This window comes from Streptomyces pacificus, assembly GCF_011766325.1.
Taxonomy (GTDB): domain Bacteria; phylum Actinomycetota; class Actinomycetes; order Streptomycetales; family Streptomycetaceae; genus Streptomyces; species Streptomyces pacificus.
Map to the genome: position 1 here is coordinate 1 of NZ_BLLG01000040.1, position 8,794 is coordinate 8,794.

Sequence of the window (8,794 nt, forward strand, 5' to 3'; positions counted from 1 at the left end):
CCGAGTACACAGCAGAGAACACCCCACATCCACCGGATCACCCCCCAACCCACCAACCCGCTCCACCACACCCGACAACGCCACCTCAGACCGCGCCGACACCAACCACGGCACCACAACCGAAGACTCAGCCACCGGACGCTCAACCACCCGCTCCCGCACAGCCGGCACAGGCCCCTGCTCCAGAACCACATGCGCGTTCGTCCCACTCACACCGAACGACGACACACCAGCCCGACGCGGCCGGCCCACCGAAGGCCACACCCCGGCCTCGACCGCGAGTTCCACGGCGCCTGCCGACCAGTCGATGTGTGAAGACGGCCGGTCGGCGTGCAGTGTCCGCGGCAGCACCCCGTGCCGCATCGCCATCACCATCTTGATCACACCCGCGACACCCGCCGCCGCCTGCGTATGACCGATGTTCGACTTCACCGACCCCATGTACAACGGCACGTCGCGGTCCTGGCCGTAGGTGGCCATCAACGCCTGCGCCTCGATCGGATCGCCGAGCGTGGTACCGGTGCCATGCGCCTCCACCACATCCACATCCCCCGCCGACAACCCCGCCGACGCAAGCGCCTGCCGGATCACCCTCTGCTGCGAAGGACCGTTCGGCGCCGTCAGACCATTCGACGCACCATCCTGATTCACCGCCGAACCACGCACCACCGCAAGAACCCGATGCCCCTTGCGCACCGCATCAGACTGCCGCTCCAACACCAGCAGCCCCACACCCTCCGCCCAACCCGTGCCGTCCGCGCCGTCGGCGAAGGACTTGCAGCGCCCGTTGGTCGCGAGGCCGCGCTGGCGGGAGAAGGCCACGAAGGAGCCCGGGGTGGACATCACGGTCACACCGCCGGCCAGCGCGAGGTCGCACTCGCCCTGCCGCAGTGCCTGAGCCGCCAGATGCATGGCCACCAGCGACGACGAACACGCCGTGTCGACCGTGACCGCGGGGCCTTCCAGGCCGAAGGTGTAGGCGACGCGCCCGGACAGAACGCTCTGCGCGGTGCCGGTGCCCTGGTAGCCCTCGAACATGTCGCCGCCGACCAGCGTGCTGTAGTCGTTCGACATCACGCCGGCGAACACGCCGGTACGCGAGCCGGTCAGCGACGTGGGCGCCACGCCCGCCCGCTCGAACGCCTCCCATGCCGTTTCCAGCAGCAGCCGGTGCTGGGCGTCGGTCGCCAGCGCCTCACGCGGGGACATGCCGAAGAACTCGGGATCGAACAGGTCGGCGTCGTGGAGGAAGCCGCCCTGCATGACGTGGGTGGTGCCGGGGTGGTCGGGGTCGGGGTGGTAGAGGCCGTCCAGGTCCCAGCCCCGGTTCGTCGGGAAGCCGCTGATCGCATCGGTGCCGTCCGCCACCAGGTCCCACAGCTCCTCGGGGCTGGTAACCCCGCCCGGGTAGCGGCAGGCCATGCCCACGATGACGATCGGATCGTCCGTCGCCGACACCGACATGGGCAGCGTCCCCGCAGCGTCCTGCCGGGCCCCGAACAGTTCGTCGCAGAGGTAGGTGGCCAGTGCGGCCGGGTTGGGGTAGTCGAAGACCAGTGTCGCGGGCAGGCGGACTCCGGTCGACGCGGTGAGGCGGTTGCGCAGTTCGACGGCGGTCAGCGAGTCGAAGCCGAGGCCCTGGAAGGTACGGGTGTGGTCGATGTCTGCTGCGCCGTCGTGGCCGAGCACCGCGGCGGCATCGACGCGTACCACGTCCAGCAGCGCCGTCAGGCGCTCGTCCCGGGTCGCCCGTGCCAGTGAACTCGCCAGTGAGTGGGCCGATGAGGCGGGGGCCGGTGACGCCACCGCGGTGGCACGGCGCCGGGGCGCCTTGACGAGGCCGCGTAGCAACGGGGATGTCTCGGGCTGTCTGCGCAGGGTGGGCAGGTCGAGGCGGAGGGGCAGCAGGACGGGCTCGTCGGCGGCTGTGGCGACGTCGAAGAGTTCGAGCCCCTGGGCCACGGTGAGCGGCGGCATCCCGGACCGTTCGACGCGCCGCAGGTCAGAGTCGGACATGGCGCTCGTCATGCCGACCGAGCGCTCCCACGGACCCCATGCCAGCGACACGGCGGGCAGACCCTGGGCCCTGCGGTGGCGGGCGAGTGCGTCCAGGTAGGCGTTGGCGGCGGCGTAGTTGGCCTGGCCGGCGCCGCCGAAGGTGCCGGCCGCCGAGGAGAACAGGACGAACGCCGAGACGTCGCCGACGAGTTCGTGCAGGTGCCAGGCGGCGTCGGCCTTGGCGCGCAACACGTGTGCGAAGCGCTCCGGAGTCAGCGACTCGACCACGCCGTCGTCGAGGACCGCGGCCGTGTGCACGACGGCACCCACGGGGTGCCGTTCCAACAGGGCGGCCAGTGCGGCGCGGTCGGACACGTCGCATGCCTCGACCTCGACGCGTGCGCCGAGTCCGGTCAGTTCGGCGGTGAGTTCGGGTGCGCCGTCGGCGTCCATGCCATGCCGGCTGACCAGCAGCAGGTCCCGCACTCCGTGCCGTTCGGCGAGGTGGCGGGCGAGCAGTGAGCCGAGGCCGCCGGTTCCGCCCGTGATGAGTACCCGGCCGTCCCAGGTGACCGTCTCCGGCGGCAGCGCCACGCGGGCCAGGCGGGCGGCACGCACTTCGCCGTCGCGGACGACGAGGTGCGGTTCGCCGGTGGCAAGTGCCGCGGGCAGCAGCTCGGGGGCGTCGATGTCCACGGCGGCGAACCGGCCGGGGTGTTCCGACTGGGCCGAGCCGACCAGGCCGCGTACGGCCGCGGCGGTGAGGTCGTCGTCGAGGGCGTGGCGGGTGACGAACACGAGCCGTCCCGGGCGGTCCAGGCGCAGCCAGTGCTGGAGGAGTTCCAGTGCGCGGGCCGTCGCCGTGTTCAGATCAGGGCCGCCGGCGAACGGCACGAGGACGTCGTCGGCGTCCGCGTCGGCCGGGTTGTCGTGCACCGGGCCCAGCCCGAGTCCCACCACGTCCCGGCCGAGGGCTCCCCCGTCCGGGCCGGGGCCCACCGCGTCGGGGCCCAGTACGGCGACGGTCCGGGGGGAGGCGGTCTGCACCGGTGGTTCGACGGGAGTCCACTCGACTTTGAAGAGTGAGTCGCGCCCGACGGCCGGCGTGTCCGGCGGGCCCTGTTCGGCGGACGGGAGCGGCCGGGTGTGCAGGGCCGCGATGGACGCCACGGGCGCGCCGGCCGGGTCGGCGACGGCGATCTCCATCGAGCCGTCCGTGCCGCGCGTCAGGCGCACCCGTACCGTCGAGGCTCCGGAGGCGTGCAGGGTCACGCCTTGCCAGGAGAACGGCAGTCCGCCACGGCTGATCGAGCCGAGATCGCCGAATCCGGCGGCGTGCATACCCGCGTCGAGCAGTGCGGGATGCAGTCCGTACGGTGCCGCGTCGACGGCTTCGGGCAGGGCGGCCTCGGCGAACACCACGCCGTCGCCGCCGCGCCACACCGCGCGCAGCCCCCTGAACACCGTCCCGTAGTCGAAGCCCGACTCGGTGAAGCGCTCGTAGGAGCCCTCGATGTCGACGGGTTCGGCTCCGGCCGGTGGCCACTGCGCGGCGTCGAACCGTACGCAGTCGTCCCCGGTGCCCAGTGCACCGCTCGCGTGCTTGAGCCACGGGGTGTCGGTGTCCCCGTCGGGGCGGGAGAAGATCGCCACGGGCCGGCGGCCCGACCCGTCGGGGGCGCCGACGCCGACCTGCATCTGTACGGCACCCTGGTCGGGGAGTGCGAGGGGCGCGGCCAGGGTGAGTTCGTCGACGCGCTCGCAGCCGACCTCGTCGGCGGCGCGCATGGCGAGTTCGAGGAAGGCGGTGCCCGCGAAGAGGACGCGTCCGCCGACGACGTGGTCGGCCAGCCACGGGTGGGTGTCCAGGGAGAGCCGGGAGGTGAACAGGAAGCCGCCGGAGTCGGCGAGTTCGGCGGCCGCGCCCAGCAGCGGATGCGCCACGGTGCCGAGGCCGGCGGCGCGGACGTCACCCGTCCGCGCGGCGGGCCGTGGCCAGTAGCGCTCGTGCTGGAACGGGTAGGTCGGCAGGTCCACGCGGCGGGCGCCGGTGCCGGCGAACAGCGGCGCCCAGTCGGCGGTCACGCCGGCCACATGGAGCTTCGCCAGGGCGGCGACGAGTGCGGGCTCCTCCTCGCGGTCCTTGCGCAGCGCCGGGACGGCGACCGCCTCGGGGACCCCCTCGGCGATCATCGCGGACAGGGTGCCGTCGGGGCCGATCTCCAGCCACGCGGTGGCGCCGGCTTCCCGGAGTGCGGTGACGTGGTCGTGGAAGCGTACGGTCTCGCGGACGTGGCGGACCCAGTGCTCGGGGTCGGTGACGTCGCCCGCGGCGGCGACGGGTATGAGCGGGTCGTTGAAGGACAGTCCCTGGATGGCTGCGCGGAAGTCGTCCAGCATCGGGTCCATCAGCGGCGAGTGGAAGGCGTGCGACACGTTCAGCCGCTTCGACTTCCGGTCGCCGAACCGTGCCGCGATCTCGGCGACCTCCGTCTCGTCGCCCGCGATCACCACGGCGGACGGCCCGTTGACCGCGGCGACGGAGGCGCCGCGGGTGAGGTGGGGCAGCACCTCCGCCTCTGTGGCCTGGATCGCGACCATCGCACCGCCCTCGGGCAGTGCCTGCATCAGCCGGGCCCGTGCCGACACCAGCGTGCAGGCGTCCTGAAGGGACAGCACCCCGGCCGCGTGCGCCGCCGCGATCTCCCCCACGGAGTGGCCCGCGAGATGGTCCGGTGTGATGCCCCACGATTCCACCAGCCGGTAGACGGCCACCTGGAGCGCGAACAGGGCGGGCTGGGTGGATCCCGTCCGGTCCAGTGCCGCCGCGTCCTCACCCCACACCACGTCACGCAGCCCCGGCTCGAGATGGGCCAGCGCCTCGTCGAACGCCGCCGCGAACACCGGGAACCGCCCGTACAGCTCCCGTCCCATGCCGAGCCGCTGCGCACCCTGGCCCGAGAACAGCAGGGCGAGACCGGGCTCGTCGGCGGCTGCGCCGGAGGCGATCTCGGTGCCGTCGGGCAGCAGAACGGCGCGGTACTCCAGCGCGGCGCGGGCGGTGGCGAGGGTGTGGCCGACGTCGAGGGGCGAGAGGGTGGCGGCCGCGGCGGCGAGACGGGTGCGCTGTGCCCGAAGGGCGGCCGCGGAGCGTGCGGAGACCGTCCAGGGAATCGTGCCCGGGGTGACGGTGGCTTCCTCGGCGGGGTCGTCCTGGGCGGGCGCCTCCTCGAGGATCACGTGCGCGTTGGTGCCGCTGACGCCGAACGCGGACACGCCCGCGCGGGAGGGCCGGTCGGCGGCGGGCCACGGCCGCGCGGAGGTCAGCAGCTCCACCTTGCCCGACTGCCAGTCGACGCTGGTCGAAGGGGTGCCGACGTGCAGGGTCTCGGGCAGCAGGCCGTGCTGGAGCGCCATGACCATCTTGATGACACCGGCGACACCGGCCGCGCCCTGGGGGTGGCCGATGTTGGACTTGATCGAGCCCAGCAGCACCGGGGTGTCGCGGTCCTGGCCGTAGGTGGCGAGGACCGCCTGGGCCTCGATGGGGTCGCCGAGCGTCGTGCCGGTGCCGTGCGCCTCGACCACGTCGACGTCCCCGCCCGTCAGCCCGGCGTTGGCCAGCGCCTTGCGGATCACCCGCTGCTGCGAGGGGCCGTTCGGGGCGGTGAGGCCGTTGGAGGCGCCGTCCTGGTTGACGGCGGATCCGCGCAGTACGGCGAGGACGGGGTCGCCCGCGCGCCGCGCGTCGGTGAGGCGCTTCAGGACCAGGACGCCGACGCCCTCGGACCAGCCGGTCCCGTCGGCGTCGTCGGAGAAGGCCTTGCAGCGGCCGTTGCCGGCGAGGCCGCCCTGGGAGGTGAACGCGGCGAACCCCGCGGGGGTTGTCATGACCGCGACGCCACCGGCGAGGGCGAGGTCGCACTCGCCGCCGCGCAGTGCCTGAGCCGCGAGGTGCAGCGCCACCAGCGACGACGAGCACGCCGTGTCGACCGTGACGGCCGGGCCCTCGAGGCCGAGCAGGTAGGAGATCCGGCCGGACAGCACGCTGGCGGCGAACGCGGTGGTGGCGTAGAGGCCGACGTCCTCGGCGGACCGGGCGAGCAGGTCGGCGTAGTCCTGGGACGTGGTGCCCAGGAAGACGCCGGTCTGGGAGCCCCGCAGGGCCGAGGGGGCGATTCCCGCGCGCTCCAGCGCCTCCCAGGAGGTCTCCAGCAGCAGGCGCTGCTGCGGGTCCATGACAACCGCCTCACGCGGCGAGATCCCGAACAGCCCGGCGTCGAAACCCGCCACGTCGTCCAGGAAGCCGCCTTCGGCCGTGGCGCTCGCCAGTGCAGCCGTGTCCCAGCCGCGGTCGGCCGGGAACGGGCCGATGACGTCACGCCCCTCGGCCACCACCTGCCACAGGTCCTCCGGCGAGGACACCCCACCGGGGTACCGGCATCCGATGCCGACGATCGCGATGGGCTCCACCGCCGCCGCGATCAGCTGCTGGTTCTGCTTGCGCAGCCGGTCGACCTCCTTCAGTGACGACCGGAGAGCCTCGACATACTGGTTGGCAGAGGAGGTCATCGCTCTTCCTTCTGGGGTCGGCCGTCAGTTCCCCGAGTTCTCGCTCGCCAACCGCAGCAGCGCTTCGCCGTCCAGGTCGTCGATCGAGTCCGCGTCGGGATCAAGCACAGCAGAATCAGCGCTCGTGTTTTCCCCACTGTCTTGTGCGAGTTGGAGCACCAGGTCGAGCAGACCGGCCTTGCGCAGCCGGCTGATCGGAATCGAGGCGAGCGTCTCGCGGAGGTGAGCCTCCGGATCGTCCTTCCGCTGCTCGTCGTCCGTCTCGCCCAGCAGCTCCGCCCGGATGAACTGCGCCAGGGCCTCCGGAGTGGGGTGGTCGAACACCAGGGTCGCGGGCAGTGCCACTCCGGTGGCGGCCCTCAGCCTGTTGCGCAGGTCGACGGCCATGACCGAGTCGAAGCCCACGTCGCGGAACGCCCGGTTCGCCGTGAGCGCGTCAGCTTCGTCGTAGCCGAGCGTCGCCGCGGCCTGGTCCCGGACCAGTTCCAGCAGGGCCCGGCCGCGCTCGGACGCAGGCAGTGCCAGCAGGCGCTGCCCGAGTCCGGAGTCGGCCGCCCCTGCGCTCTCGGCCTCGGCCTCGGCCAGCCGCCTCACCTCCGGGATGCCGCCCAGCAGCGGGCTGGGCCGCTGTGCGGTGAAGCTGGGCGCGAACTTCGCCCAGTCGGTGTTGGTCACGGTCAGCTGCGTCCGTCCGTCGGCGACCGCCTGCCGCAGCGCGGTGACCGCGAGCTCAGGGGCCATGGTGTGGAGGCCGCGCCGCCGCAGCTGCTCCGCGCCGTCGGCGTTCGCCGACGCCATCCCGCTGTCCGCCCAGGCACCCCACGCGATCGACGTGGCGGGGAGCCCCAGGCCGCGGCGATGGTGCGCGAGCCCGTCCAGGAAGGCGTTGGCCGCCGCGTAGGCGGGCTGGGCTCCGCTGCCCCAGCTGGCAGCGCCGGACGAGAACAGGACGAACGCGTCGATCGCCGGGTTGTCCGCAGTCAGCTCGTGCAGGTTCCAGGCGGATGCCGTCTTGGCCCGCAGCAGCCGGTCGAGCTGGTCGATGCCGAGCGTGCCGGTCGGCGCGTTGCCCTCGACGACGCCGGCGGCGTGCACGACCACGGTCAGGTCGTCGACGCGGTCCAGGACCGCCTGGAGCGCGGCGCGGTCGGCGGCGTCGCAGGCGGCGATGGTCACCCGGGCGCCGAGCGCCTCGAGCTCGCCGCGCAGCTCCTCCGCACCGGGGGCTTCGGCACCCCGCCGGCTGGTGAGCACCAGATGCCCGGCGCCGGCGCCGGCCAGCCAGCGGGCGACATGGCCACCCAGCGCCCCGGTGCCACCGGTGATGAGCGCCGTGCCGCGCGGCTGCCAGTCCTCGTTCCGCTCCCCGCGCGGTGCGGGTACCAGCCGGCGCCCGTGGACGCCGGAGGGACGCACGGCGACCTGGTCCTCGCCGCTGCCGAGAGCGGCGACCAGGCCTTCGGCAGTCCGGTCGTCGATCTCCTCGGGCAGGTCGATCAGCCCGCCCCAGCTCTTCGGCAGGTCGAGGGCGGCGACCCGGCCGAGTCCCCACAGCGCGCTCTGGACGGGGCTGGTGACCGTGTCGTCGGCGCCGATCGTGACCGCTCCCCGGGTCACCGCCCACAGCGGCGCGGTGATCCCGGCGTCGCCGAGTGCCTGCACGAGCAGCACCGAAAGGGCCAGGCCGGTGGGCGTGGCGGCGAACCCCGGGTGCGGCTCGGTGGCGATACCGAGCAGGGAGATCACTCCGGCCGGCCCGGTTCCGGTCAGCCGTGCGGCGAGGTGGGCCCGGTCGGTGTCCGGCGCGATGCCGATCCGCACGACGTCGACGCCGAGCGACCCGAGCACGGCCTCGATCCACGCCTCGTCCGCCTCGCCGGTCGGATCCGGCCCGGCACGGCCCGTGCCGGCCGGGACCACGGCAAGCCAGGTCCCGGTGACGCCGGCGGCAGGTGCGCCGCGCAGCCGCTCCCAGGAGTCCTGGTACCGCCACGAGTCCACGGTGGACCGGGCCTTTCGCCGGGAGCGCCAGGCGGTGAGCGCGGGCGCCACCGCAGCTGCCGCGTCCGGGTCCATGTCCAGCGCCGACGCGAGTTCGCCGTTGTCGACGAGTGTCCAGAACTCGGTGTCGAGGGGATCGGTCCCGGTCGTGTCCGGACGCGGTGTCCGGGGCCAGTAGCGCCGGTGGTCGAAGGGATAGGTCGGCAGATCCACCCGACGGGCC

2 protein-coding genes are annotated in these 8,794 nt (G+C 73.4%); both read right to left on the minus strand.

Annotated elements, in window-relative coordinates; genetic code table 11:
• Positions 1-6,570, minus strand: a 6,570-nt coding sequence (locus tag SCWH03_RS28105; protein WP_173267726.1) for a type I polyketide synthase, incomplete at its 3' end; no start/stop codon positions are given.
• A 24-nt stretch (positions 6,571-6,594) separates the two neighbouring features.
• Positions 6,595-8,794: beta-ketoacyl reductase (locus SCWH03_RS28110; RefSeq protein WP_173267728.1), on the minus strand; the 2,200-nt coding region annotated here is incomplete at its 5' end.